The organism is Streptococcus sp., from assembly GCF_030528045.1.
GTDB lineage: Bacteria > Bacillota > Bacilli > Lactobacillales > Streptococcaceae > Streptococcus.
This window is the reverse complement of record NZ_JAUMZR010000028.1, coordinates 1-26,495: the sequence shown is the minus strand read 5'-3', so window position 1 is coordinate 26,495 and position 26,495 is coordinate 1. Positions and strand designations below refer to the sequence as shown.

Annotated in this window: 25 protein-coding genes and 5 pseudogenes; 20 read left to right on the top strand and 10 right to left on the bottom strand. The window is 40.9% G+C overall.

Annotated elements, in window-relative coordinates; all coding sequences use genetic code 11:
* From Q4A91_RS06605 to Q4A91_RS06595, 3 genes and pseudogenes are all read right to left on the bottom strand, one after another.
* Nucleotides 1–193, bottom strand: a pseudogene (locus Q4A91_RS06605) (hypothetical protein); the annotation flags it as partial.
* 137 nt (nucleotides 194–330) lie between these two features.
* A complete protein-coding gene (gene birA, locus Q4A91_RS06600) occupies nucleotides 331–1,266 on the bottom strand; it encodes a bifunctional biotin--[acetyl-CoA-carboxylase] ligase/biotin operon repressor BirA (RefSeq protein ID WP_303211416.1) in 936 nt (311 codons plus the stop codon).
* Nucleotides 1,263–2,123, bottom strand: a complete 861-nt coding sequence (locus tag Q4A91_RS06595; RefSeq protein ID WP_303211415.1) for an AraC family transcriptional regulator — start codon at nucleotides 2,121–2,123, stop codon at nucleotides 1,263–1,265. Before Q4A91_RS06595 ends, birA begins: the two co-directional genes overlap by 4 nt.
* 107 nt (nucleotides 2,124–2,230) lie before the next feature.
* Here Q4A91_RS06595 and Q4A91_RS06590 point away from each other — a divergent pair, with 107 nt between their 5' ends.
* The 14 genes and pseudogenes from Q4A91_RS06590 (at nucleotide 2,231) to Q4A91_RS06525 (ending at nucleotide 17,334) form a co-directional block, all read left to right on the top strand.
* Nucleotides 2,231–4,396 (top strand): alpha-galactosidase, encoded by a 2,166-nt coding sequence (locus tag Q4A91_RS06590; RefSeq protein WP_303211412.1) that lies wholly within the window; start codon nucleotides 2,231–2,233, stop codon nucleotides 4,394–4,396.
* Nucleotides 4,397–4,427: 31 nt separating this feature from the next.
* Entirely contained in the window at nucleotides 4,428–5,678 is a 1,251-nt protein-coding gene (locus Q4A91_RS06585; RefSeq protein WP_303211409.1) for an extracellular solute-binding protein, read from the top strand.
* An 18-nt stretch (nucleotides 5,679–5,696) separates the two neighbouring features.
* Nucleotides 5,697–6,569, top strand: a complete 873-nt coding sequence (locus Q4A91_RS06580) for a carbohydrate ABC transporter permease (RefSeq protein WP_303211406.1) — start codon at nucleotides 5,697–5,699, stop codon at nucleotides 6,567–6,569.
* A 16-nt stretch (nucleotides 6,570–6,585) separates the two neighbouring features.
* Nucleotides 6,586–7,419: a carbohydrate ABC transporter permease gene (locus tag Q4A91_RS06575; protein WP_268698287.1), complete on the top strand. Its 834-nt coding sequence runs from the start codon at nucleotides 6,586–6,588 to the stop codon at nucleotides 7,417–7,419.
* A gap of 206 nt (nucleotides 7,420–7,625) precedes the next feature.
* Nucleotides 7,626–9,068: pseudogene (gene gtfA, locus Q4A91_RS06570) on the top strand (sucrose phosphorylase).
* 132 nt (nucleotides 9,069–9,200) lie between these two features.
* Nucleotides 9,201–10,394 carry an O-antigen ligase gene (locus tag Q4A91_RS06565; protein WP_045617941.1) on the top strand — a complete coding sequence of 398 codons (1,194 nt, stop codon included), beginning with the start codon at nucleotides 9,201–9,203 and terminating at the stop codon, nucleotides 10,392–10,394.
* A gap of 143 nt (nucleotides 10,395–10,537) precedes the next feature.
* Complete coding sequence (locus tag Q4A91_RS06560; protein WP_303211403.1) at nucleotides 10,538–10,981, top strand: MarR family winged helix-turn-helix transcriptional regulator; 444 nt, start codon at nucleotides 10,538–10,540, stop codon at nucleotides 10,979–10,981.
* 3 nt (nucleotides 10,982–10,984) lie between these two features.
* The gene (locus Q4A91_RS06555; RefSeq protein WP_303211401.1) at nucleotides 10,985–11,749 is read left to right on the top strand and encodes a nuclear transport factor 2 family protein; all 765 of its coding nucleotides are present in this window, start codon (nucleotides 10,985–10,987) and stop codon (nucleotides 11,747–11,749) included.
* 14 nt (nucleotides 11,750–11,763) lie between these two features.
* Nucleotides 11,764–12,492 carry an ABC transporter ATP-binding protein gene (locus tag Q4A91_RS06550; RefSeq protein WP_303211399.1) on the top strand — a complete coding sequence of 243 codons (729 nt, stop codon included), beginning with the start codon at nucleotides 11,764–11,766 and terminating at the stop codon, nucleotides 12,490–12,492.
* Nucleotides 12,485–14,005 (top strand): ABC transporter permease/substrate-binding protein, encoded by a 1,521-nt coding sequence (locus Q4A91_RS06545; protein WP_303211397.1) that lies wholly within the window; start codon nucleotides 12,485–12,487, stop codon nucleotides 14,003–14,005. Before Q4A91_RS06550 ends, Q4A91_RS06545 begins: the two co-directional genes overlap by 8 nt.
* A 336-nt stretch (nucleotides 14,006–14,341) precedes the next feature.
* Entirely contained in the window at nucleotides 14,342–14,944 is a 603-nt protein-coding gene (locus Q4A91_RS06540) for an ECF transporter S component (protein ID WP_303211395.1), read from the top strand.
* Between the two features lie 56 nt (nucleotides 14,945–15,000).
* Nucleotides 15,001–15,735 carry an energy-coupling factor transporter transmembrane component T gene (locus Q4A91_RS06535; RefSeq protein ID WP_303211394.1) on the top strand — a complete coding sequence of 245 codons (735 nt, stop codon included), beginning with the start codon at nucleotides 15,001–15,003 and terminating at the stop codon, nucleotides 15,733–15,735.
* The gene (locus Q4A91_RS06530; protein ID WP_303211392.1) at nucleotides 15,711–16,547 is read left to right on the top strand and encodes an ABC transporter ATP-binding protein; all 837 of its coding nucleotides are present in this window, start codon (nucleotides 15,711–15,713) and stop codon (nucleotides 16,545–16,547) included. Before Q4A91_RS06535 ends, Q4A91_RS06530 begins: the two co-directional genes overlap by 25 nt.
* Nucleotides 16,534–17,334 carry an energy-coupling factor ABC transporter ATP-binding protein gene (locus Q4A91_RS06525; RefSeq protein WP_303211390.1) on the top strand — a complete coding sequence of 267 codons (801 nt, stop codon included), beginning with the start codon at nucleotides 16,534–16,536 and terminating at the stop codon, nucleotides 17,332–17,334. The genes Q4A91_RS06530 and Q4A91_RS06525 overlap by 14 nt, the downstream gene beginning before the upstream one ends.
* Nucleotides 17,335–17,707: 373 nt before the next feature.
* Here Q4A91_RS06525 and Q4A91_RS06520 read toward each other — a convergent pair whose 3' ends face one another.
* From Q4A91_RS06520 to Q4A91_RS06505, 4 genes and pseudogenes are all read right to left on the bottom strand, one after another.
* Nucleotides 17,708–17,935 carry a hypothetical protein gene (locus Q4A91_RS06520; RefSeq protein WP_025172315.1) on the bottom strand — a complete coding sequence of 76 codons (228 nt, stop codon included), beginning with the start codon at nucleotides 17,933–17,935 and terminating at the stop codon, nucleotides 17,708–17,710.
* A 12-nt stretch (nucleotides 17,936–17,947) separates the two neighbouring features.
* Nucleotides 17,948–18,205 carry a plasmid replication protein gene (locus Q4A91_RS06515; RefSeq protein ID WP_001287840.1) on the bottom strand — a complete coding sequence of 86 codons (258 nt, stop codon included), beginning with the start codon at nucleotides 18,203–18,205 and terminating at the stop codon, nucleotides 17,948–17,950.
* Nucleotides 18,198–18,584, bottom strand: a pseudogene (locus Q4A91_RS06510) (DNA replication protein); the annotation flags it as partial. The gene Q4A91_RS06515 and the pseudogene Q4A91_RS06510, both read right to left, overlap by 8 nt.
* Nucleotides 18,570–18,893 (bottom strand): annotated as a pseudogene (locus tag Q4A91_RS06505) (IS6 family transposase); the annotation flags it as partial. The pseudogenes Q4A91_RS06505 and Q4A91_RS06510, both read right to left, overlap by 15 nt.
* Before the next feature lie 39 nt (nucleotides 18,894–18,932).
* Between Q4A91_RS06505 and pnuC the strand changes: the two are divergent.
* Nucleotides 18,933–19,439: pseudogene (gene pnuC, locus Q4A91_RS06500) on the top strand (nicotinamide riboside transporter PnuC); the annotation flags it as partial.
* Nucleotides 19,440–19,481: 42 nt separating this feature from the next.
* On the opposite strand, the gene Q4A91_RS06495 reads toward pnuC, so the two are convergent.
* Both Q4A91_RS06495 and Q4A91_RS06490 read right to left on the bottom strand, forming a co-directional pair.
* On the bottom strand, nucleotides 19,482–19,814 hold the full coding sequence (locus Q4A91_RS06495) for a glucuronide permease (protein ID WP_303211387.1): 333 nt from the start codon (nucleotides 19,812–19,814) through the stop codon (nucleotides 19,482–19,484).
* A gap of 26 nt (nucleotides 19,815–19,840) precedes the next feature.
* Nucleotides 19,841–20,395 carry a TetR/AcrR family transcriptional regulator gene (locus Q4A91_RS06490; protein WP_303211386.1) on the bottom strand — a complete coding sequence of 185 codons (555 nt, stop codon included), beginning with the start codon at nucleotides 20,393–20,395 and terminating at the stop codon, nucleotides 19,841–19,843.
* A gap of 132 nt (nucleotides 20,396–20,527) precedes the next feature.
* On the opposite strand from Q4A91_RS06490, the gene Q4A91_RS06485 reads away from it, so the two are divergent.
* Nucleotides 20,528–21,415 (top strand): cation diffusion facilitator family transporter, encoded by an 888-nt coding sequence (locus Q4A91_RS06485; protein WP_303211385.1) that lies wholly within the window; start codon nucleotides 20,528–20,530, stop codon nucleotides 21,413–21,415.
* Nucleotides 21,416–21,451: 36 nt separating this feature from the next.
* Here the strand turns inward: Q4A91_RS06485 and galR are convergent, their stop codons facing one another.
* Nucleotides 21,452–22,456: a DNA-binding transcriptional regulator GalR gene (gene galR, locus Q4A91_RS06480; RefSeq protein WP_303211384.1), complete on the bottom strand. Its 1,005-nt coding sequence runs from the start codon at nucleotides 22,454–22,456 to the stop codon at nucleotides 21,452–21,454.
* Between the two features lie 164 nt (nucleotides 22,457–22,620).
* Between galR and Q4A91_RS06475 the strand changes: the two genes are divergently transcribed.
* From Q4A91_RS06475 to Q4A91_RS06460, 4 genes are all read left to right on the top strand, one after another.
* Nucleotides 22,621–23,799 (top strand): galactokinase, encoded by a 1,179-nt coding sequence (locus Q4A91_RS06475; RefSeq protein ID WP_303211382.1) that lies wholly within the window; start codon nucleotides 22,621–22,623, stop codon nucleotides 23,797–23,799.
* Nucleotides 23,800–23,810: 11 nt separating this feature from the next.
* Nucleotides 23,811–24,458 carry an HAD family phosphatase gene (locus Q4A91_RS06470; RefSeq protein ID WP_303211380.1) on the top strand — a complete coding sequence of 216 codons (648 nt, stop codon included), beginning with the start codon at nucleotides 23,811–23,813 and terminating at the stop codon, nucleotides 24,456–24,458.
* Nucleotides 24,455–25,942: a UDP-glucose--hexose-1-phosphate uridylyltransferase gene (locus Q4A91_RS06465; protein WP_303211379.1), complete on the top strand. Its 1,488-nt coding sequence runs from the start codon at nucleotides 24,455–24,457 to the stop codon at nucleotides 25,940–25,942. Before Q4A91_RS06470 ends, Q4A91_RS06465 begins: the two co-directional genes overlap by 4 nt.
* Nucleotides 25,943–26,011: 69 nt before the next feature.
* Nucleotides 26,012–26,416: a PaaI family thioesterase gene (locus Q4A91_RS06460; protein WP_084859517.1), complete on the top strand. Its 405-nt coding sequence runs from the start codon at nucleotides 26,012–26,014 to the stop codon at nucleotides 26,414–26,416.
* Nucleotides 26,417–26,495: the final 79 nt, after the last annotated feature.

Genomic DNA, 26,495 nt, shown 5'->3' with positions numbered 1-26,495 from the left:
ATTTGATTTGTATTCCCATGCAATTCTTACACTTGGGAGGTTGGTAGTCTAATGTAGCCATTAGCTCAATGTGAGTCTCATGTTTCAAGGCTTTGTTTAGGGTGATATTTTTGTCTTTCATTCCGATGAGTTGTGTGGTATGATGAATATGTTCCATAAGATCCTTTCTAATGATGGTTTGAGTGCTTTTCATTATAAGTCTTATGGGACTTTTTGTGTATTCAAAAAGCTCCATAATTTCCATAGTGGTTTTACCCACTACAGATATTATAGAGCCCTTTTTTTTGTATGCAAATCCCCCTTCTAAATCATTAAAAGGGGATTTGTTTATTACCAACTTGTTAGTGATATTTCTCCGCTATTTAGCCAGATAGTATGTTTATCTTCAAGTTCGACTTGAAGTTGACCAGATGCTGAGATTTCTTTTGCAAGACCTTTTTCCAATTTTCCATCTAGCTGGAAGGTAACTTCTTTTCCAAGAACTATTGATCTTTCTTTATAGATATAAAGTAGCTCATCTGAATCCGTATTGTAGAAACAATTCCATATTTCGCTGATGAGATTATTACGACTAATTGGTGCAGGTGCCATAAATAGGCTACCTGCTTTTTCTTTTAGGTCATCTGGGAAGTCTGCTATAGAAAAATTTATACCTAGTCCGATAATGACGTCTGTAACCAAGCCTGTCTCAATTGATGTCATTGCTTCGGTGAGGATACCTGCTATTTTTTTATTTTTAAAGTAGATGTCATTTACCCATTTGATATCTACTTCTATCATAGTTAGGTTTTTAATGGCTTTGTAGACTGCAGCAGCAACCAGGAGTGTATAGGATGGGAGTTTATCATATGGGAGGTTTGGTTGAATATGCAGGGACATATAGATTCCCCCCTGAGATGGAGAATAGTAGGGACGCTGAAAGCGGCCACGACCTGCTGTTTGACAGGTTGAAAGATAGAGTGTATTTCCTTTGTTTCCAGCTTCAATCCCTTCTTTTGCATCTGTTTGGGTTGATTTGGTCTCAGGTTTGTAGCGAATGGTTAAGTTGGTGTTCTCTTGAATCAAATCAGGCAATATCAGATCGCCTTGAATAAGCTTGTATCCTCTATTTTTGATACTGTCAATTTCTAGGCCTTCTTGTTGAAGACGTTGGATCGCTTTCCATATAGATGTACGGCTTAAATTCAGTTCTTCTCCGATTTTTTCTCCGCTAACATAATCGTTTTCTCTAGCTAATATTTGGTAGACTAGTTGGTGTGATTTCATTGTTTTTCCTTTCTAGCTAAGAGGGAGTGAGAGTATTCTTTTCGAGTTTGACTAGGTGTTTTATGAAAAAACTGCTTGTAGGCTTTTGAGAAATGTAATGGATCTGAAAAACCCACAGAATACGCAATGACTTTAATCGTTTCATTGGTGTGTTCTAGTAACTGTTGAGCACGGTTCATTCGAACGAAAAGTAAATACTCTTTTGGAGAGAGTTGGTGAAATTCTTTAAACACACTAGTTAAGTAACTTCTATGAACCGATAGCTCTTTTGCTAAATCTTGAATGGTGAGTGATTGTGGATAGTGACTATCAATTAATCGTTTGCAGTCAAGATAGAGCTGGTGGGTTGATGAAATATTCTCTTTTTTCTGATTGGGAGCAATAGTTCCTAGATGAAACATCAGTTCATGGAGTTGTCCCATGATGTGGAGTTGAGCCAATTCATTTGATTTTGTAATCTGAGCGAAGCGGACAATATCTGAGATGAGTTTTGAAGTTGTTTGTGTATGACAGTTATTTGACTGGATGAGGTAGGATTGGTCAGAAATTTGAGATAGAGCAAAGTAGTCAGGTGCCCTCCCTCCAGTGATCCCCAACCAGTAGTAAGCCCAAGGATCCTGGCTATCTGCTTGATAGAATGTTAATTCATCTGGTTTTAGTAAAAAGAAATCTCCTGCCTTTAAATCAACAATTTTCCCCTTATAATGGAATTGACCTTTTCCTTTAGTAATATAATGTAGTACATAGGTATCTCGAATAGCTGGGCCAAAAGAGTAGTTAGGCCTGCATTCTTCATAGCCGTAAAAGCTAAGAGAAAGATCAATTGTTCCAGTCTGGTATTCTGAAAAAACGAGCATGGGGCACCTCCTACCTAACATTTTACCATACTTTAGAGACATTTTTCTATTTTAGAAAGCGCTTTTATTTGCTAAAATTTTATCAGGAAATCGATGAGGTACAATTTATGGGAATTCGGATAGAGAATAATTTTTTTTACGTTGAGAGTAAAGGTTTAAGTTTGATTATTGAAAATAGGGATGGGTTCTTATTATTAAAACATTTAGGAAAGACTATTAAGAACTATAGAGGGGCTAATAGTGTCTATGAACGCGATCATGCTTTTTCAGGGAATCCAACAGCTACTAATCGAACCTTTAGTTTGGATACGCAACGTCAAATTTTTGGACAACATGGTTTGGGTGACTTTAGAAAACCAACTTTACTGGTTCAACATGATGCAACTGAAGTAACAGACTTTCGATTTGTAGAAGCAAAGATTTTAAAAGGTCAGAATGGTCCACAGGGCTTACCTTCTCCTCACAACATGGATGATACAGAGACACTTGTCTTGATTTTAAAAGATTCTCAAGCTAAACTTAGTCTGACTTTGTATTATACAGCTTTTGATAATGATGCGACAATTGCTAGTTACAGCAAATTGGAGAATAATAGTAATCAGGAAGTTGTCATTCATAAGGACTTTTCTTTTATGGCTGATTTTCCTGCTGCAGCTTACGAAATAGTAACTTTGCAGGGAGCTTATGCTCGTGAAAAGACCGTCCGACGTCAACAGGTAGAGCAAGGAATCTTTTCGATTAGTTCGAACCGTGGAGCTTCTGGGCATGCTCAAACACCAGCTCTTCTATTATGTGATCAAGGAGTTACAGAGGATGCTGGGAATGTGTTTGTTATTCAACTGATGTATAGTGGAAACTTCGAAGCTTTTGTTCAAAAGAATCAACTGAATGAAGTTCGGGTGGCTATTGGCATTAATCCAGAAAACTTTTCTTGGAAGTTAGATCCTAAGGAAAACTTTGAAACACCGGTAGCTTTAGTGACTTATTCAGATAAGGGATTAACTGGTATTAGTCATGAAAGTCAGAATTTTGTACTTAAGTACATTATGCCAAGTAAATTTTCTAAAAAAGAGCGCCCAATTCTAATCAATAACTGGGAAGCTACCTACTTTGACTTTCAGAGAGAAAAATTGTTAGAACTAGCTGATGAAGCTAAGAAAGTTGGAATTGAACTTTTTGTATTAGATGATGGGTGGTTTGGTAATCGCTTTGATGATAATCGTGCTTTAGGTGATTGGGTTGTGAATGAGAAAAAACTGGGTGGAAGTCTAGAAAGTCTGATTTCAGCTATCCATGAAAGAGGTTTGCAGTTTGGGCTTTGGTTAGAACCTGAGATGATTTCTGTTGATAGCGACTTGTATCGTAAACATCCTGACTGGGCTATTCAGGTTCCAGGTTATGATCATACTTATTCTCGAAATCAATTAGTACTTAATCTTGCCAATCCTCAGGTAGTAGAATATTTGAAAAATGTTTTAGATGAACTCCTCTCTCATCATAAAATTGACTACATCAAATGGGATATGAACCGTAATATTACTAACCTGGGGAATGGTTCAGCCTACTTGGAAACCCAGATGCAGTCTCATCAGTATATGTTGGGGCTTTACGAACTCGTTTCATATCTGACAGAGAAGCACAACCATATTCTCTTTGAGTCCTGCTCTGGTGGTGGTGGACGAAATGATCTTGGTATGATGCGTTATTTCCCTCAAGTCTGGGCAAGTGATAATACTGATGCTATTGCACGCTTACCAATACAATACGGTTCATCCTATCTCTATCCAACCATTTCCATGGGAGCTCATGTGTCAGCAGTACCAAATCATCAGATGGGACGAATGACACCATTGGAAACTCGTGGTCATGTAGCCATGATGGGAAATCTGGGCTATGAGCTTGATTTGACAAGTTTATCAGATGAGGAGAAAGCTGAGATTGCTAATCAGGTGAACTTGTATAAAGAATTGCGACCAGTAGTCCAGTTGGGAAACCAGTATAGGTTAATCAATCCCGATGCTGAATCCAATGAAGCAGCTCTACAATTTAACTATGGAAATCAAACGATTGTAACCTACGTCCGAGTCCTGTCAGTTGTGGAAACAATGGAAACCACCTTGAAACTGAAAGACTTAGAAGTGGAAGAGCTTTATGAGCTGGAAGGGACAAACATTGTTTATTCGGGTGCAGAGCTCATGTATGCAGGTTTAACTGTTATCCTATCATCAGGAGATTTTTTGAGTAGACAGTATAAATTCAAAAGACTATACTAAAAGCGTATAAATTTATCAAGGAGGCATTCCAATGAAATGGTATAAGAAAGCAGGTTTTCTTTTAGTAGCTGGGGCAAGTTTACTAGGCCTAGTGGCTTGTGGTCAGAACAATCAATCAACTGATGGCAAGGTAACGATTGAGTTTTTTAACCAGAAGACCGAGATGGCAGATACCTTGCAAAAGATAGTGGATGATTTTGAGAAGGAACACCCTAATATTGATGTGAAGCTGACTACAGTACCTTCAGCTGGAATTGTTTTAAAGACTCGTATTTTATCAGGAGATGTTCCAGATATTATTAATATCTATCCTCAAAATATGGATTTTCAGGAGTGGGCGAAGGCAGGCTATTTTGCAGATATGACAGGAAAACCCTATCTTGAGAACATCAAGAATGACTATGCCGAAAAGTATGCGATTAACAATAAAGTTTATAGTGTGCCATTAACGGCCAACCTTTATGGAATCTATTACAATAAAACGAAGTTTAAAGAATTAGGACTTGAGGAACCGAAGACTTTTAAAGAGTTTCAAGAGATTGTCAAAAGGATAAAAGATAGTGGAAATTCTCCGTTTGCGGTTGCAGGTAATGAAGGCTGGACATTAAATGGTTACCACCAACTTTCTCTCATTACTCTTACGGGTAGTGGAGACGCGGCTAATAATTACCTTCGCTTTTCAAAACCAAACGCCATCTCTGCAGATGATGCTATTTTAAAAGCAGATGCAGAACGACTCGATTTATTAGCAGATAATGCTCAAGATGGTTGGCGTGGTGCCTCTTATAATGATGCGGTGGTAGCATTTTCGAGTGGAAAAGCCTTGATGATGCCACAAGGATCATGGGCATTGGCGGCAATTAATCAACAGGATCCAAAATTTGAGGTGGGGATGTTTGCTTTTCCTGGAGAAGAAGTAGGAAAAGAAGTCACTGTTGGTGCAGGGGATATGGCATTATCAACTTCAGCTACTACCAAACATCCGAAAGAAACCGAAGAATTTATCAGCTATATGACTAGTCCAAAAGCTATGCAGTCATACTATGATGTAGATGGATCACCTGTTGCGGTAAAAGGCATACAGGAAAAAGAAGATTCAGCGCTTGCAGCTATTTCTAAACTGGCATTTACGGACAAACATTATGTTTGGTTGGGCCAACGCTGGAACTCTGAAGAAGACTTTTTTAATCTAAGTGCAGGTTACCTGATGGATAAAAATCTGAAAAATATGGCAAACAATCTCAATGCTTTCTTTAATCCAATGAAGGCAGATTTGGACTAGAACAGGAGTTAAGATGATATGGCTATTCGAAAATTTTTAAATAAATACTGGGGTTGGACATTTTTGCTCATCCCGCTTGCTTTACAAGCTATCTTCTTTTACTTTCCAATGGTACAAGGTGCTTTCTATAGTTTGACTAACTGGACTGGATTGACCTATAATTATAAATTTGTTGGTTTGAATAACTACAAATTGCTAATGATTGATGGGAAATTCTTCACAGCCATAGCCTTTACTTTGATTTTAACTCTGGCATTGATTATTGGAGAGATTACGATTGGGGTGGTTGTGGCACGAGCATTAAATTCGAAGATGAAGGGGCAGACCTTCTTTAGAGCTTGGTTCTTTTTCCCGGCTGTTTTGTCTGGTTTGACAGTTTCCTTGATTTTTAAACAATTCTTCAACTATGGGCTTCCAACGATTGGAAAAATTTTAGGAATTAGCTTTTTACAAGAGAGTCTGTTGGGGACACCTGTCGGAGCGGTAGTGGCAACTATTTTTGTTCTTCTATGGCAAGGAGTAGCAATGCCAATCATTCTCTTTCTTGCTGGTCTTCAGAGCATTCCAACTGATATTTTAGAGGCAGCATCAATTGATGGTGCAACCAGTAAACAAACTTTTTGGAAGATTGAATTGCCCTATTTACTGCCAACGATTTCAATGGTTTTTATCTTGGCTCTTAAGTCTGGTTTGACAGCCTTTGACCAAATTTTTGCGTTGACGAGTGGTGGTCCAAATAATGCTACAACATCCCTTGGACTTTTAGTATACAACTATGCTTTCAAGAGTAATCAATATGGATATGCGAATGCAATTGCCTTGATTTTATTCTTAATTATTGGAATTGTTTCTATTATCCAAATCAAGCTATCAAAGAAATTTGAAATCTAATAGAGGAGTCCTACACATGAAAAAAGAAGAAAAATTGAATCAGTTTTGGAAATATGTCCTCTTGATAGTCGGTGGTATTCTTATACTTGTTCCTTTGTTGGTAACGGTATTTAGTTCTTTCAAGACAACTAAGGATATCATGAACCATTTCTTTAGTTTGCCCAATCCTTTTACCTTAAGTAACTATGAACGATTGATTTCGGATGGAATTGGAGGCTATTTCTGGAATTCAGCAGTTATTACGGTGTTATCATTGATTGTAGTGGCTTTCTTTATACCAGCTGCAGCTTATTCCATTGCTCGAAATATGTCCAAGAAAAAAGCCTTTGCAATTATGTATTCGCTCCTGATCTTAGGGATATTTGTTCCATTTCAGGTGATTATGATTCCCATCACAGTTATGATGAGTAAACTCGGTCTAGCAAATATGTGGGGGCTAGTAATACTCTACCTAACTTATGCTATTCCACAGACTCTCTTCTTGTATGTTGGTTATATAAAAATCAGTGTACCAGATAGTTTGGATGAAGCTGCGGAAATTGATGGGGCTGATCGTTTTACAATTTATCGTCGAATCATTTTTCCAATGTTGAAGCCCATGCATGCGACAACTTTGATTATCAATGCTCTCTGGTTCTGGAATGACTTTATGTTGCCACTCTTGATTCTGAATAAGGATTCCAAGATGTGGACTTTACCTCTCTTTCAATACAACTACCAAGGTCAGTACTTTAATGACTATGGCCCAAGTTTTGCATCTTATATTGTGGGAATTATAACGATAACCATTGTCTACCTCATCTTCCAAAAACATATCATTTCAGGAATGAGTAACGGGGCAGTGAAGTAAAAAAGTGCTTAGGGAATTTATAATTCCATGCATAGAGGAACAGTTCAGCTTGTTGACAATTCTATGTAGAAAACAAGAAAGTAGTACTTAGTTACTTGCAGTCTATAGTAGTAGGAGTTCGAAGCGAACAAAAATCTAAAAATATCTTTCATTTACGAAGCCAGGTCATATAAGACTTGGCTTTCATCAGAAAAAGGAGACCATCTATGACCATTCAAAATAAAACTATGTTGATTACTTACTCAGATAGTCTTGGAAATAACCTTAAAGACTTGTATGAGAATTTGGAAGAACATTTTGGCGATGCTATTGGGGGAGTTCACCTTCTACCATTTTTCCCGTCAACAGGTGATCGCGGATTTGCACCAGTTGACTACGATGAAGTGGATCCAGCGTTTGGTGATTGGGAGGATGTTAAGCGTTTAGGTGAGAAATATTATCTTATGTTTGACTTTATGATTAACCATATTTCTCGTCAATCTAAATATTATAAGGACTATCAAGAAAAACATGAAGCTAGTGAATTTAAAGATCTCTTTTTAAACTGGGACAAGTTTTGGCCGGAAAATCGTCCGACACAAGCTGATGTAGACCTAATTTACAAGCGTAAGGATCGTGCACCATAGCAAGAGATTCTTTTTGCGGATGGTTCAGTAGAACATTTGTGGAATACTTTTGGTGAGGAGCAGATTGATCTTGATGTGACCAAAGAAGTAACGATGAGATTCATCCGTAAGACGATTCAACATCTAGCAAGTAACGGGTGTGATTTGATTCGTCTAGATGCCTTTGCTTATGCAGTGAAGAAATTGGATACCAATGATTTCTTTGTGGAACCAGATATTTGGAATTTATTGGACAAAGTTCGAGATATCGCTGCTGAGTATGGGACAGAGCTCTTACCTGAGATTCATGAACACTATTCGATTCAGTTTAAAATAGCGGACCATGATTACTATGTTTACGATTTTGCCCTTCGAATGGTAACCCTTTATACTCTTTACAGTTCCAGAACAGAGCGCTTGGCTAAGTGGTTAAAGATGAACCCGATGAAGCAATTTACGACACTAGATACCCATGATGGGATTGGAGTGGTGGATGTCAAGGATATCCTGACTGATGAGGAAATTGACTATGCTTCAAATGAGCTCTATAAGGTTGGAGCGAATGTCAAACGTAAGTACTCTAGTGCAGAGTATAACAATCTAGATATCTACCAAATCAATTCAACCTATTATTCTGCGCTTGGAGATGATGATGTCAAGTACTTCCTCGCTCGTCTGATTCAAGCTTTTGCTCCAGGCATTCCTCAGGTTTACTATGTGGGTCTATTAGCAGGAAAAAATGACTTGAAATTATTAGAAGAAACCAAAGAAGGTCGAAATATTAATCGTCATTATTATAGCAATGAGGAAATAGCAGAAGAAGTTCAACGTCCTGTGGTGAAGGCCCTTCTCAATCTATTTTCTTTCCGTAATCAATCAGAGGCCTTTGACCTAGAAGGGACTATTGACATTGAAACACCAACAGCTCACAGAATTGTAATCAAACGTCAAAATAAAGACAAGTCCGTAACAGCAGTAGCAGAAATTGATCTGCAAAGTCAAACCTATCAAGTAGTGGAAAACGGCAGAAAAATTCAGTTCTAGTGCTATATTGCTGACAGAATTTTTTTGTAGTGAAAACGTGTTCATTGTTCCCAAATGACGGAAAAAATGGTAGAATATAAAGATAGTTTAGCATTTATCTTCTGGAGAAATCCAGAACAGAAAGGATCCGTTTTGAAATCAATTGGATTACTGGATAAGATAAGAGGGCTTTCGAAAAAAGATTTCTTTTTGTATTTGATGATCATAAGTATCTTTTTACCTTTTTATTTGTTCTTAGCCCTCTTTGCTTTATATTTGATAGGTTTACTTGTTACTGGGGAGATGAAGGGAATTATCAAAGGATTGGCCAAACATCCTGTACTTCTCTTTTTTATTGCCTACAGTAGTATCATCTCTATCGTCGCCAAGAACTGGCTTGGATTGGTTGCATCTTTACTGATGTTTCTCTTCCTCATTTTCTTTAGTTATTACCAGAAACGTCTGACACATGCTTTCTTTCGACTGATACTGCAGACAATCTTGTTTGGTAGTGTGCTCTCTGCTGTTTTTGCTACTTTGGAGCATTTCCAAATTGTAAAGAAATTTAACTACGCCTTTCTTTCGCCTAATATGCAAGTATGGCACCAAAACCGTGCGGAGGTCACATTCTTTAATCCTAACTACTATGGGATTATCTGTTGCTTCTGTATCATGATTGCCTTTTATCTCTTTACAACGACGAAGTTAAGATGGTTGAAAGTCTTTTGTGTACTAGCAGGTTTTGTGAATCTATTTGGTTTGAATTTTACGCAAAATAGAACAGCCTTTCCTGCCATCATTGCTGGTGCCATCATTTATCTCTTTACAACCATTAAAAATTGGCGCGCCTTTTGGCTCAGTATTGGTGTTTTCGGGATTGGCCTCTGTTTCCTCTTCTCAAGCGATTTGGGTGTCCGTATGGGAACGCTAGATTCTTCAATGGAGGAGCGAGTTTCAATCTGGAATGCGGGTATGACTTTGTTCAAGCAAAATCCGATCTGGGGTGAGGGTCCGCTGACCTATATGAATTCTTTCCCGAGAATCCATGCACCTTACCACGAACACGCGCATAGTCTTTACATCGATACTATTTTGAGTTATGGTTTGATTGGAACCATTCTCCTATCCATTTCTTCGGTTATCCCGGTTCACATGATGATGGATATGAGTCAGGAGTCTGGTAAACGACCAATTATCGGTCTTTATCTCTCCTTCCTTACAGTAGTTGCCGTACATGGAATTTTTGACTTGGCTCTCTTCTGGGTACAGTCAGGATTTATCTTCTTGCTGGTTATGTGCAGCTTACCACTGGAACATCGAACACTGGTGTCCGAAATGACAGATTAAGTTAATAAATAGTGAAGATCTTCTACTCGAGGTAGGGGATCTTTTTTGTTGGTGAAAATTATTTCTAAATCGAAATAGTTGACAGATGGAACGAGAAGTGTTACAATAAAAACGATTCGATATCGAAATAAATTAGAGGTGTTATGAAAGATAGTCATTTGGTAGCCCATCATATTCGTTTGTTAAATGGGCGGATTTTGCAAAAGTTACTGAGTCAGGATCCTGAGGCTCTTTATCGGAGTGAACAGGGCAAGATTCTCACGGTGTTATGGAATAGTGAGACAGGTTGTGCTACAGCCACAGATGTTGCGCTTGCGACTGGCCTCGCCAACAATACGCTAACAACCATGATTAAGAAACTTGAGGAGCAAAACCTGGTCATCATTAGCCCATGTGGAATAGATAAGAGAAAGAAATATGTCAAGTTGACAGAGCGGGGTTGGTCTCAGAAAGAAGTTGGCCATCGTATCAGTCAAAAACTGGATGCTATTTTTTATAAAGGATTCACTGAGGAAGAAATTCGTCAGTTTGAAAGTTATCAGGAGCGCATTTTGGACAATCTGAAAGAGAAAGCAAATGAGGAATAAATCATGTCAAAACAAGTTGAAAATGCCCAAAATCTATATATTCATGCTATTCAAGATGGACGAGTTGCTGAGGCTCAGGCCCAGTCTGTAGGAGATACCTACATTCAACACTCGACAGGAGTGCCAGATGGGAAAGAAGAGTTTGCGACTTTCTTTGCAAATTTCTTTGAGCGCCATCCCGAGCGTGAGATGAAGTTTGTCCGTACTATTGAGGATGGCAATCTGGTCTTTGTTCATGTTCATCAATATCTCAATGGCGGGGAAGCTCAATGGGTGACGACAGATACTTTCCGTGCGGATGAGAATGGTCGTATCGTGGAGCATTGGGATGTTATTGACTACTATCGAACACCTGAAAACGGCCAATTAGACCAGATTTTTGGAGATTTTAAGATCAAGGATTTGGATAAGACAGCAGAAAATAAAAAGTTGGTTCGCCGTTTCTTGACAGAAATTTTCCAAAATGGGGAACTGGAGCAGTGGAGTGATTATGTGGCGGACGATTTGATTCAGCATAATCATGAGATTGGCCAAGGAAGTCAGGCTTATAAAGACTATGTAGCTGAGCACGATCTTACTTTCGACTTTGTTTTCCAGTTTTTGGGACAAGGAAACTATGTGGTTAGCTATGGGCAGACTCAGATTGATGGAGTTGCCTATGCCCAGTATGACATCTTCCGTTTGGAGAATGGCTTGATTGTGGAGCATTGGGATAATAAGGAAGTCATGCCTAAGGTAGAAGACTTGACTAATCGAGGAAAATTTTAAATTGAAGACTAAGAATGATTGAATACAAGAATGTAGCGCTACGCTATACAGAAAAAGATGTCTTGATAGATGTCAATTTACGGATCGAGAATGGGGAGTTCATGGTTTTAGTTGGACCTTCTGGGTCCGGTAAGACGACCATGATCAAGATGATTAACCGTCTTTTGGAACCAACTGATGGAAATATTTATATGGATGGCAAGCGCATCAAAGACTATGATGAGCGTGAGCTTCGTCTTTCTACTGGTTATGTTTTACAGGCCATTGCTCTGTTTCCCAATTTAACGGTTGCAGAAAATATTGCTCTTATTCCTGAGATGAAGGGCTGGACTAAGGAAGAAATTGCGAAGAAAACAGAAGAGCTTTTAGCTAAGGTTGGTTTACCAGTAGCTGACTATGGGAATCGTTTGCCTAGTGAATTATCTGGTGGAGAACAGCAACGGGTTGGTATTGTTCGTGCTATGATTGGTCAGCCTAAGATTCTCCTCATGGATGAGCCCTTTTCAGCCTTGGATGCTATTTCGAGAAAACAGTTGCAGGTTCTGACGAAAGAATTGCATAAAGAGTTTGGGATGACAACGATTTTTGTGACCCATGATACGGATGAAGCTTTGAAATTAGGTGACCGTATTGCTGTCTTGCAGGATGGAGAGATTCGTCAGGTTGCAAATCCTGAGACTGTTTTAAAAGCTCCTGCCACAGAGTTTGTAGCAGACTTGTTTGGAGGTAGTGTTCATGACTAATTTGATATCAACTTTTCAGGATCGTTTTGGTGATTGGGTAACAGCCCTATCTCAACATTTGCAGTTGTCGCTTTTGACCTTGTTACTAGCTATTTTTATCGCGATTCCCTTGGCTGTTTATCTTCGTTATCATGAAAAGATAGCGGACTGGGTCTTGCAGATTGCAGGGATTTTCCAGACCATCCCGTCTCTGGCCTTGTTAGGACTCTTTATTCCCTTGATGGGAATTGGGACCTTGCCTGCTTTGACTGCTCTGGTGATTTATGCGATTTTCCCGATTTTGCAAAATACAATTACTGGGCTGAAGGGAATTGATCCAAGTCTGCAAGAGGCTGGAATTGCCTTTGGGATGACTAGATGGGAGCGTCTCAAGAAGTTTGAAATTCCACTTGCCATGCCTGTCATTATGTCTGGGATTCGGACGGCAGCGGTCTTGATCATCGGTACGGCGACCTTGGCTGCCTTGATTGGTGCAGGGGGGCTGGGTTCCTTTATCCTTTTGGGAATTGACCGCAATAATACTAGTCTGATTTTGATTGGGGCCCTTTCTTCTGCAGTGCTGGCCATTGCCTTTAACTTCCTACTAAAAGTGATGGAAAAAGCAAAATTGCGGACGATTTTCTCTGGTTTTGCCTTGGTGACCATATTACTCGGTCTGTCTTATAGTCCAGCCCTCTTGGCTCAAAAAGAGAAAGAAAACTTGGTGATTGCTGGGAAATTGGGTCCAGAACCAGAAATTTTGGCAAATATGTATAAGCTGCTGATTGAAGAAAATACCAGTATGACTGCAACTGTTAAACCGAATTTTGGGAAGACAAGCTTCCTCTATGAAGCTCTGAAAAAAGGCGATATTGACATCTATCCTGAATTTACTGGTACGGTGACTGAAAGTTTGCTTCAGCCATCACCCAAGGTAGGTCATGAGCCAAATCAGGTTTATCAAGTGGCGCGTAATGGCATTGCCAAACAGGATCATCTGGCCTATCTCAAACCCATGTCTTATCAAAATACCTACGCTGTAGCTGTTCCGAAAAAGATTGCTCAAGAATATGGCTTGAAGACCATTTCGGACTTGAAAAAAGCGGAAGGGCAGTTGAAAGCTGGCTTTACTCTCGAGTTTAATGACCGTGAGGATGGAAATAAGGGCTTGCAGTCTCTCTATGGTCTTAATCTCAACGTAGCGACCATGGAGCCGGCTCTTCGCTATCAGGCAATTCAGTCAGGCGATATTCAAATTACGGATGCCTATTCGACGGATGCAGAATTGGCGCGTTATGATTTGCAGGTCTTGGAAGATGACAAGCAACTCTTTCCACCTTATCAAGGGGCACCACTTATGAAAGAAGCTCTTCTCAAGAAACATCCTGAGTTGGAACCTGTTCTTAATAAATTGGCTGGTAAAATTACTGAAAGCCAGATGAGTCAGCTCAACTACCAAGTCGGCGTTGAAGGCAAGTCGGCAGAACAAGTAGCCAAGGAATTTCTACAAGAACAAGGTTTGTTGAAGAAATAGTTTGAAAATGTCAAACTCAACTTGCTTAAACGACTATAGAAAAGAATGCTCAGACAATGTCGTTTGGGCTTTTTTGATATTAGAGTTACTGAATGTCTTTCAAAATGGAAAATAAGAGGAAATTTTTAGGATTTTCTAAAATTTCACTGTAAATACACTTGATTATTCACAAATAGGTGTATAATGTGTTGTGAACTACTTAACAAATAAGGATTTCCAGCTCATGTCGACTAAGGATGGAAATCTTGTGTATAGACAGTTCAGTAGATATATAATAGAGCGTTGCGTCCGAAAGTCTATCCAGACACGGCTCTTTAAAAACAAAAGGAGAAGATTATGAAAACAGAACCGATTCATCGTACCAGTATGTGGAAATTTAAGTTAAGTGCTGCCACCATGACTTTGATTCCCGCTGCCGTGGGGATTAACTATGTTGCCAAAGCCTTGGCGGAGGGGTTAAAGTTGCCCGTTTGGCTGGGGTCTTTGGGAACCTTTCTTACCAGCATGTTGGCTGGGCCGGTTGCCGGTTCCATTAGTGGTTTCATCAACAACGTGATCTATGGGCTGACCTTATCGCCAATTTCAACCGTGTATGCGATTACCAGCATCGGAATTGGGATTGCTGTCGGAGTTTTGCACGCCAATGGGTGGTTCTCGTCAGCGCGACGAGTATTTGTTTCTGCTATTATTATTGCCATCGTTTCAGCTGTCATTTCAACGCCACTCAACGTCATCTTTTGGGGTGGTCAGACCGGTATCGCTTGGGGTGACTCATTGTTTGCGGTAATGGTCGCCAATCATGCACCAGTGTGGCTGGCCTCATTTACCGATGAGTTTGTCTTGGATATTTTGGATAAATTCTGCGTGGCCTACCTGGCATTCTTCATCTATCGTCAGCTGCCGAAGCGGATGGTGCACTTCTTTAGCGATGATAAATGATGACTGATAAAACATTGATTTCTGGAGCGCCACGGGTCAAGCTCAAGTGGTACTAGGTGATCGATCCGATTACTAAGCTCTTGTTCATCTTGGACATGACGTTGTTGAGCTTTGCCAGTATGAATTTGTTGCTTCAGGCCGGATTAATTCTTGTCGCAACACTGCTATTGTTATTTTCCAAATTGAGTTCTACCACCTTTAAGGCGCTGGGATTAAGCCTGTTTCTGATTTGCACCATGCTGATCATCCAAGGGTTATTTTACAGTCGGAATCAAACTGTGCTGTTTTCTGTGCTTGGGGTGTCGTTCTACAAAGAGGGCCTGATTTACGCCACCGCTCTGGGTTGTCGAGTATTGGTGATTATTTTGACCAGTGGCTTTTTTATAGTGACCACGAGTATTTCAGAAAACGCGGCCTATTTGGAACTGTCCGGATTGTCTTATAAAACCGTCTACGTTCTGATGTCGGTGTGTTATATTTTGCCGGAAATGATGCGCAATATGCGGAAAATCCAGCAGGCACAAAAAGTTCGCGGAACCAATCCGCAAAAAACGTTGATTCAGAAATTAAAGTCAGTCCTGCCGGTTCTAATTCCATTGGTGATTAAGACCTTGGATCAATCGATGACGCGGTCGATTTCTCTCCAACTGAGAGGTTTTGATAATCTCAACCGGACTGTTAGAACCTCCCAGCGCGTGTATCGCCTGTCGCGGACGCTGCACATTGGTCTGACTGGATTGGCAATTTTATTGATTGGGTGGAAGATATGGACGAAGATAAACGGATTGTAATTGAAAATTTGACCACCCGTTATCCGGGTACTGAGCAACCACAACTGCGTCAGATTAACGCGGAGGTTCATACCGGCCAGGTGGTTGGGATTATCGGGAATAGCCACTCCGGCAAATCGACTTTGTGCCGTGTGCTGGCAGGGGTCATTCCCAAAATTGTGTCTGCTGAGATTGAGGGCGATTGGCACATGTTTGGCCAGCGAGTGTCTGACAATTGGCCTGTTTATAATGCCATAAATGGAATTGTACTGCAAAATCCAGCTGGCCAACTAAGCGGGTTGGCAGACACGGTTGCCGATGAAATCGCCTTTGACTTGATTAATCAGGGAATGGCTGAAGGACTGATTCAAAAACGGGTTGAAGAAGTTGCCACGCAAATGGGGCTGATTGAACAGCTGAATTTGCGTCCCGAGAGCCTTTCCGGTGGTCAGATCCAGCGGTTGGCAATTGCCACGGCGATTGTGGCTAATCCGGCTGTTTTGATTATGGATGATCCGACCAGTGAGATGGATCCCCTTGGCCGCCGGCAATTTTTCCAATGGCTGGCCCAAGTCAAAGAGACGACTGTCTTCATTGTCACCAGTGAAATTGACGATTTGTGCGAAGTCGCCGACATTGTGTGGGTGCTGCACGAGGGTCAAATGGTAGCCCAGGGCAGGCCGGGTGAGGTGTTTAATCATTTGGCAGCTGACTGGCAGATTCCAGCCCCGACAATCCAGCAACTTGCTCAAAAAATGGATTGGCACTTGGCTGATGGCCGGTATCCGGTGAATTATGCTGATCTGAAGGAGGTTCGTTATGTCCACAATTGAACTGAGCCACCTGACGTTCACTTATCCGGAACGGTCCTTTAGCTTGGATGTTGAAGACAAACACTTCGCCGATCCGATGGTGGCGATTGTCGGCCAAAATGGTGCCGGCAAATCAACGCTCTTCAAATTGTTGACGGGTTTGCTGTCACCACAAACCGGTGTGATTAAGATCGATGGAGAAAATTTTAATGATCTTAAACCAGTCGAAAAGTTACTGAAGGTTGGAATTACTTTTCAGAATCCTGACGATCAGCTTTTCAACCCGACCGTTCAACGAGAGGTGGAGTGGAATGTCGCGCAGGTCATGGATGACCACGACACGATTACGAGGCGGGCTTTAGCGGCTCTAAAAAGAGTTGGCTTGGATGATAAAACAGCTGAAAGTCGATATGACCTGTCATTGTCGGAACGCAAGCTGTTGAGCGTTGCCACAGTTTTGGCAGTGGATCCGGCGATTTATTTATTTGATGAGCCGATGATGTCGCTTGATTGGGAAAGCCGGCGCAAGTTGACCGCAATTTTCCATCAGTTGGCTGATTCGGGCCACCAAGTTGTGACCATCACCCATGACATGGATTGGGTCGCCGCCGAGTTTGAGTCGGTGTATGTTATGGAACACGGGAAGTTTGGCTTCGCCGGCAGTCCACGGGAATTGTTCAGCAATCACGAACTTGTCCAGCGAGTGGGATTACTACCACCGCGGATTATGGACATAGCGGAGTCGCTGGGTGATTCACAGACATATTTATCGGTTAATGATTATTGCCAGAAAAATCGAGATGTATAGAAAAAGTCACCTCTGCGGGTTTTCCAGGTTGAAGGATTAACTTCAGCTTCTGGCAAGAACTCACATGGGTGACTTTTGTGTTTAATAACGTTTCATGATCATCGGGTGATTCCTCAGATCACTCGGTTTGATTTTACTTTGTTTCATGGTCATAATCATATACCATTTCTTTTGGATTTTTTGTTTGACTAATACAAAATAGGTCTTCATAGGTCTTCGCATTTTTAGCGCTCATTAGGATCATCAGTATAATTTTCTGAATTAGGAGACTGTCCCATCACTATTCGAACTTCGTCTCCCAACTTACGCTGTTCCCATTCATCCGTGAATCCTTTAAATCGCAATTCTGGAACTTTCTTTTTAACTGAATCATCTATTTTCGCCCTAGTCCCCACCATTTTATTGGTTTTTCTTGTTCTTCTATCCTTTTTTGATCTTTGATTTGTTCCTGTAAATTTTCCAACTTCTCTTTAAGAGCGTTCACTTCATCTTTATATTGATTGTCTAAGTGTTTGAATTCTGTTTCCTGTGAGGGCATTTTGAGGGCTTTTAAGTTATCATTTTCCGCCTTGTATTCTTCTAGCAATTTTTTATCTTGCAAGGCTAATCGTTGTTACTGGTCTAACAAATTAGTTAGTTTTTCTATTTGTTGGTCTTTGCTACTTATTTGTTGGTCTTTGGTATTTGATTTGCTACTACTTTCTACTTTACCTAAAATTATTTTTTCTGCTTTAGAATTTATTAGATTAGACCCATTGGAACTTTTAAGCTGTAATTCTTTTGGTAACCTTTGGTAGTGATATTGAATATTTTGTTTTGTAACACTCAACTCATCCGCCAGCTCTTTGATCGTTTTTAAGTCTTCACTCATGGTTTAAGTCCTGCCTTTTAACCGTTGGTAGATATTGTTCAATGACTTTTTTGAGGTGGCGTGCGATATTATGCTTAGAATATTCTTCACGTCTGCTGGCAACATAAGACAAGTGGTCTTTAACACTATTTAGCCCTCTTAATTCTTTCAGTTCGTCATAGAGGGGGTAAACATGGACTTGCAATCCTGCCATGATTTTTGTATCTTGCATTTCAAACGGACTTAGCAACATATTTTCTAGCAATAGCGTGGTGTACTTGCTTTTCATTGCTTCAATAGCTAGCTTATCTTCGGTTTCTGATTTGCGTGCTTTATCTTCTTGATAGGCGGTATCTTCTAACTTATAGCTGTTATCGTCTGCTCAACGTTTCTTTCGTAACCAGATATCCAATGTTAAACCGTCCGCATCAATCGCTCGATAGAGATAATGCCAACGCCCCTTAATTTTGATATAGGTTTCATCCATTTTCTACGAATAGAAGGACTGTTTATTTTTCTTTTTCCAGAGATGATAGAGGATTTTACTGTATTCTTGAACCCACCGATAAATCGTAGTGTGACAAACATTTATTCCACGGTCATAAAGCAATTCCTGAACTTCACGATAGCTCAGATTGTAACGTAGGTAATAACAAACAGCGACAATGATGACGTCTTGTTGGAATTGTTTGCCTTTAAAATGATTCATCTCTCAAGCATTACTAACCTTTTTTCTGCTCTTTGAGAAGCTGAAGGTCGTGCTAGTAACTACCTATTTGGTTTGATTAATTCCATCATTTATCTGGTGCTTGCCCTTCAAAAAGGCTTCTATGGTGAGGTTTTAACAACTCTCTATTTTACAATTATGCAGCCAATTGGGCTTCTAGTTTGGATCTACCAAGCACAGTTCAAGAAAGAAAAGCAGGAGTTTGTCGCGCGTAAACTGGACGGCAAGGGTTGGACCAAGTATCTTTCAATTAGTGTTCTTTGGTGGTTGGCCTTTGGGTTTATTTATCAGTCTATCGGAGCTAATCGTCCCTATCGTGATTCTATCACTGATGCGACCAATGGTGTAGGGCAAATCCTCATGACAGCTGTTTACCGTGAACAGTGGATATTCTGGGCTGCTACTAATGTCTTTTCAATCTATCTCTGGTGGGGAGAAAGTCTGCAAATCCAAGGGAAATACCTAATTTATCTCATCAATAGTCTGGTTGAGTGGTATCAGTGGAGCAAGGCAGCAAAAAGCGCTTAAATTAAAAAAGTAAAAAAAGGATCAGATGATCCTTTTTTTGTGTTAGAGCAAAATGAATAATACCGTAATGACAATAGCGGTCGTTATACGAACGATGTGGTGCGAGATATGTTGTTTTTCTTTCTGTTGGCCGTTCCAGTAGGCTCCATAGCAGACGATACTCGAACCCACAATCCATAGAAGAATGGTTGCAACTGGAACGAAGTAAAAGATGGCTAGAGCCAGAGATGTGAGGCAACTGCCGACCAAGATGCACGTGTTTCCCAGACTGTAGTTCTTTTGTTTCATAGCTGAAAAAGCAGCAGCAAGGTGAAGCAATGAGAAGGCGAGAGCTAGTACAATTGTTAGTATTCCTAGAATCATCGAAGTTAACATAGTTGGTTCCTTTCTGAGTTTCAGGCTTAGTTATCAAGTGGAGTTGTAGAGGTCATCTCTATTACATCAAGGTAAAATTTCACCACTTGGTTTTCGGTATAATATTTTCCTTGTTTTAGCCACCAAGTTAGGGTCTCGATAAAGTTCGTTACAACAAAATGCTGGAGGTAGGAGGCCGGAATGTTTGGATAGGCCTCTTGCAAGTCATCCGCCACCATGGGATAAACGTGGTGTTCGAGTTCCTTGTGTAGTTGGCGGAGGAAGTAGTCGTTTTTGGAAAAAAGGAGACTGGTGACACGGTCCTGGTTTTTCTGAAAATGTAAAAAGATATGTGCGAGGTAGTCTTCTGTAGTCAAGTGTTCTTCCCTTTCAAAGAGATGATGAAAGAGGTAGCGACAGAGCTCATCTAAAAGGAATTCCTTACTCTCGTAATGGCAGTAAAAAGTAGAACGTCCAACATCTGCTAGATCAATGATATCCTGAACAGTAGTGGCATCATAGCCTTTGTCGTTCAAAAGTTGTAAAAAAGCTTGATAGATGGCTTTTTTCGTCTTACTGACTCGACGGTCTCTTTTTGGCATATAGACACTTGAGACAAACTGTTCAGAACTGAACAGGACTGACAGTTTGCTTCTATCCTTTCTTTGGATTTTATTAGATAATACAAATGAAAGAAGTATGTATATACCCATTATACCAAAGGAGGGAGAGAAATGAGTTCTAAAACATCTATCTGGTTAGCTTTTTTCTTAAATTTAAGCTATGCGATTGTTGAGTTTATCGCAGGAGGAATCTTTGGTTCGAGTGCAGTTCTTGCTGATTCTGTTCATGACCTGGGAGATGCTATAGCCATTGGCATCTCAGCCCTTTTAGAAACAATTTCAAACCGTGAAGAAGATAGACAGTACACCTTGGGTTACAAACGTTTTAGTCTTTTAGGGGCCATGCTAACGGCTGTGATTCTTATGATAGGGTCTGTCCTAGTAATCTTGGAAAATATCACAAAGATCGTTCACCCTCAACCCGTTAATGAAAATGGTATCCTATGGCTGGGAATCATTGCAGTGGCTATTAATGTGCTAGTTAGTCTAGTAGTCCGTAAAGGAAAGACAAAGAACGAGTCAATTCTTAGCTTGCATTTTTTGGAAGACACCCTTGGTTGGCTGGCTGTCATTTTAATGGCGATTATCCTTCGATTTACGGACTGGTATATCCTCGATCCGTTTTTATCGCTGGTTATTTCTATCTTTATTCTGTCGAAAGCCATTCCTCGCTTTTGGAGCGCACTGAAAATTTTCCTAGATGCTGTGCCAGAAGGAGTCGAGACAAGTGATTTGGAGAAGGATTTAGAGGCTCTACCCAATGTCAACAGTGTCAATCAACTTAGCATTTGGTCCATGGACGGTCTAGAGAATAATGCTATTGTCCACATTTGTATTAAGGACTGGGAACAGATGATGGAAACCAAAGAAGTGGTGCGTCAATTTTTAGAAGAAAGAGGCGTGCAGAATATCACTATTGAAGTGGATAGCAGTCAAAGCAATCATGTGCAACATAGGCGGAAGGTGAGAGAGTTAGAGCAGAGGCATAGGCATCATTAGTAGAAAAACGATCTCGCTAGAGGTCGTTTTGTTATCCTATTCATTCCTTGTACTTTCTCTCAAAGTTAGTCTGGTTCCCAGCATAGTCAAGCTAGGGATTTTCCGACCATGGAGAACTTCCTTGTTAAGAATATCCATACCTGCTCGGCCCATTTCTTCGGTATAGACGGTAATGCTAGAAAGGGGAGGATAGACCTGCTTGGTCAGGCTGGTGTCGTTAAAAGAAATGAGGCTGACGCGGTCTGGTAGGCTGATTCCAGCTTCTTGAAGGGCACGAAGGGCACCGATGGCTAAACTATCGCTGGCTGCGAAAAAGGCTAGTGGGAGTTGTTCTCCCAACTTGTGAATGGCCTCCTTCATCAAGTCATAGCCAGACTGGGCAGTAAAGCTCCCTCGAAAGACCAGTTCTTCATGGTAGATTTCATTTGCTTGGGTAATGTCTTTGAAATTTTCTAGCCGCTTATCCTGGATAATTTCTTCCTGGTCGGTTGTTTCCTCAAGACCTGTTAGAATGCCAATCCGATCCACCCCCTGACTGAGGAAATGGTCTACAACTTGTTTCACAGCAGTGTAAAAGTCAGTAATAATACAGGTATGACCTAGTGAGAGGGTATCGCTGTCTATAAAGACCAAGGGTTTTTGGTATTCTTCAAAGGCAGAAATCTGAGCTCGGCTAAATTTTCCGATGCAGAGAATGCCAATCACTTCCTCGCTTAATGTAAAAGGGTGGTCATTAAAATAGCGCAAGATATCATAGTCCAACTCTTGGGCTCTTTTTTCAATACCAAGACGAATCTGATAGTAGTAGAGATCGTCCAGCTCCCCTTGTTCGCTGACCCATTGGATAATGGCAATCTTTTGCTTGGGTTTGTGGGATTCGCCTGTCTTGAGGTGCTTAGTATAGCCCAGCTCTTCAGCAACGGTTAATATACGGTGTCTGGTTTCTTCTGTAACAGATAGACTCTGGTCGCGATTGAGGACACGAGATACGGTCGCGATAGAGACAGAGGCTAGCTGTGCGATGTCTTTTAAGGTAGCCATAAATCCTCCTCCTTTTAGGTTAGTATATCATATTTTTCTGCTTTTTACTGATAGTTTAGTAAAAGTTTAGTAAAAAGGATTGACCTTGGTAAATCCCTTGGATACAATAGAAGAAAACGATTACACGTTAAGGTGACTTAACGTACAGTCAAAGGAGAATTTATATGACACAAGATCTTACTACTGAAGCCCTTCGCAAAGACTTTCTTGCCGTTTTTGGTCAAGAAGCAGACCAAACCTTCTTTTCACCAGGTCGTATCAATTTGATTGGTGAACACACGGATTACAATGGTGGGCATGTTTTCCCAGCAGCTATTTCCTTGGGAACTTATGGGGCGGCTCGCAAACGTGACGACCAAGTCTTGCGTTTCTACTCAGCCAACTTTGAGGACAAGGGTATCATCGAAGTGCCTCTTGCTGACCTCAAATTTGAAAAAGAGCACAGCTGGACCAACTATCCAAAAGGGGTTCTTCATTTCTTGCAAGAAGCTGGACATGTGATTGACAAAGGGTTTGATTTTTATGTTTATGGGAATATCCCAAATGGAGCTGGCTTGTCATCATCGGCATCTTTGGAACTTTTGACGGGGGTTGTGGCAGAGCATCTCTTTGGTTTAAAACTAGACCGTTTGGATTTGGTTAAAATCGGAAAACAAACAGAAAATAACTTTATCGGAGTCAACTCTGGTATTATGGACCAGTTTGCTATCGGTATGGGAGCTGACCAACGGGCCATTTACCTAGATACCAACACCTTGGAGTATGACTTGGTGCCGCTTGATTTGAAAGACAATGTTGTTGTCATCATGAACACCAACAAACGCCGTGAACTGGCGGACTCTAAGTACAATGAACGCCGTGCTGAGTGTGAAAAAGCTGTGGAAGAATTGCAAGTTGCCTTGGATATTCAGACCTTGGGTGAATTGGATGAGTGGGCCTTTGACCAATACAGCTATCTGATTAAAGATGAAAATCGCTTAAAACGTGCTCGCCATGCTGTGCTTGAAAACCAACGTACTCTTAAAGCTCAAGCAACCCTTCAAGCAGGTGATTTGGAAACATTTGGTCGCTTGATGAATGCTTCTCACGTTTCTCTAGAACATGACTATGAAGTAACTGGCTTGGAATTGGATACCCTTGTTCATACGGCTTGGGCACAAGAAGGTGTTCTGGGTGCTCGTATGACAGGGGCAGGATTTGGTGGCTGTGCCATTGCCTTGGTGCAAAAAGATGCTGTTGAGGCCTTTAAGGAAGCTGTAGGCAAGCACTACGAGGAAGTCGTTGGATATGCTCCAAGCTTCTATATCGCTGAAGTTGCAGGTGGCACTCGCGTTTTAGACTAGGAGAGAAGTAAATGGACGCTGTAATATTTGATTTAGATGGCTTATTAGCTGTTACTGAGATCATTTCTCTAAAAGTTTATCAAGAATTGCTTAAAGATTTTGGAATTCCTTTCACAGAAGAAACATATTCTAGAGAATACAGTGGACATAGGGAAGAGGAGAAGGTTCAACGATTTTTAGATACCTATGATTTACCTTGGAACTTTGACCAAACCTTGGAAAAAGTTTATGAACTGGAAGCTCGAATATTAGCCAAAGGTGTAAATTTAAAAAAAGGTGCTAAAAATTTGCTTGCTTTTTTGCAAAGAGAAGGTATTCCAATCGCTCTAGCAACTTCAAGTGTTGAATCTAGAGCTAGAATGATTTTGGATAGTAATGGTATACTGTCCCTATTTGACCATCTAGTTTTTGCAAAAGATGTAAAGCGAAGCAAACCCTACCCTGATATATTTTTAAAGGCCTGTAGTGATTTGAATGTTTTACCAGAGAATTGCTTAGTATTAGAGGATAGTGAAGCAGCGTATAGAGCTGGGATACCAGTTATTTGTATTCCAGACTTGAAAATGCCAGCACAGTCTTTCTTAGATAAAACAGAACAAGTTTTTCAGGATTTAGATGCTGTCAGAGACTATTTAGAAAGTAAGAAGGAGAATCAATGAGTCAAGGAGTTCTAGATGCATTTATCACGGAAGTCATTGCTGAAAGTTCATTTGAGGAAATGGATCGAATCTACCTAACCAATCGTGTCTTAGCACGAATGGGTGAAGGCGTTTTGAAAGTTGAGACGGATCTGGATGAGTTGATCGACCTTAAGGACCAGTTAGTCGAGGAAGCGGTTCGATTAGAGACGATTGAGGACAGTCAGACTGCGCGTGAAATCCTCGGTTCTGAACTGATGGACTTGGTAACTCCTTGTCCAAGTCAGGTCAATCATGACTTCTGGGCAACTTACGCCCAATCACCAGAGCAGGCGATTGCGGACTTCTACCAACTTAGTCAGAAAAATGACTACATTAAACTCAAGGCTATTTCTAAGAATATCGCTTATCGTGTACCATCTGACTACGGAGAACTTGAGATTACCATCAACCTCTCTAAACCTGAAAAGGATCCAAAGGAGATTGCGGCGGCCAAGTTGGTGCAAGCTAGCAATTATCCCCAATGTCAGCTCTGTCTAGAGAATGAAGGCTACCATGGTCGGGTTAACCACCCAGCTCGCAGCAATCACCGCATTATTCGTTTTGAAATGGCGGGTCAGGAGTGGGGCTTCCAGTATTCGCCCTATGCTTATTTTAATGAGCACTGTATTTTCTTAGACGGTCAGCATCGGCCAATGGCGATTAGTCGTCAGAGTTTTGAGCGTCTGCTGGCGATTGTAGAGCAATTTCCGGGATATTTTGCAGGTTCGAATGCCGACCTTCCAATCGTGGGAGGCTCTATTCTGACTCATGACCACTATCAGGGAGGCAGACATGTTTTCCCTATGGAATTAGCTCCCTTACAAAAGACTTTCTGTTTTGCTGGTTTTGAGCAGGTCAAGGCTGGGATTGTCAAGTGGCCTATGTCAGTGCTACGTTTGACTTCGGATTCCAAAGAGGATTTGATCAACTTGGCTGACAAGATTTTGCAGGAATGGCGACAGTATTCAGACCCTGAAGTGCAGATTTTAGCAGAGACAGACGGGACACCGCATCACACCATTACACCCATTGCTCGTAAACGCGATGGACAGTTTGAGTTGGACTTGGTCTTGCGAGACAATCAGACATCGGCAGAGCATCCTGATGGAATCTATCATCCTCACAAGGATGTCCAACATATCAAGAAGGAAAATATCGGCTTGATTGAGGTCATGGGCTTGGCAATCTTGCCACCACGTCTGAAAGAAGAACTGGAGCAAGTCACCAGCTATCTCATGGGAGATGGGGATACAGTTGTCTCTTATCATCAGGAATGGGCAGACGAGCTCAAAGCTCAACATCCAGACCTAAAAGATAAAGAAAAAGCCCTTGAAATCGTCAAGGACTCTGTAGGTACTATCTTTGCGCGTGTTTTAGAGGATGCAGGAGTCTATAAGCAGACGGAACAAGGACAGGCAGCCTTTATGAGCTTTGTAGAGCAGGTCGGAATTTTGCCAGACTAGGAGCCTTCTCCTTGCACAGTCCTATAAAAAGTAGTATCATAGTGTCGTTTGAACTATCAGGAGGAAACGATGAAAGATTTTCATTTTGACGCTATATCTGCTTTTGAAAATTACGAAATAGAAAAAATGAGAGACGGTCATGTTGTGGTGACGACAAAAGTAGTGAACTCGTCGCTCAACTATTATGGCAATGCCCATGGTGGCTATCTCTTCACTCTTTGTGACCAGATTAGTGGTTTGGTGGTTATCTCACTGGGGCTTGATGGGGTGACACTCCAATCCTCTATCAACTACCTAAAGGCAGGAAAACTCGACGATGTGCTGACCATTAAAGGAGAATGTGTCCATCATGGTCGCACAACCTGTGTCGTGGATGTGGATATCACCAATCAAGAAGGCAGAAATGTCTGCAAGGCGACCTTTACCATGTTTGTCACAGGCCAGCGGTCTGAAGACAGACAGGTAAGGATATAAAGAAACAAAAAAGAGGCTCACACCTCTTTTTCTTATTATGTGACTATTAGTCCGTCTCGCTCCGCAAGGTGCGAGACAA